Here is a 228-nt window from a genome sequence, read left to right as displayed (position 1 = left end):
TTCAACACACAGCCGCCTGAAGGCGGCTGGCCACTTATCCACCGTAGGGCAAGTCAGATGGCCTTTGTTTCAACACACAGCCGCCTGAAGGCGGCTGGCCTCAAAGCAGGCAAAATAGTGATTGTCGCCGGTTTGTTTCAACACACAGCCGCCTGAAGGCGGCTGGGCGAAAAGGCGAGGGCGCTCAATAATACGTTAAGTTTCAACACACAGCCGCCTGAAGGCGGC

It is taken from the genome of Neisseria sp. HMSC31F04 (assembly GCF_001807735.1).
Lineage (GTDB): Bacteria > Pseudomonadota > Gammaproteobacteria > Burkholderiales > Neisseriaceae > Neisseria > Neisseria elongata.
This window is presented reverse-complemented; position numbering follows the sequence as displayed.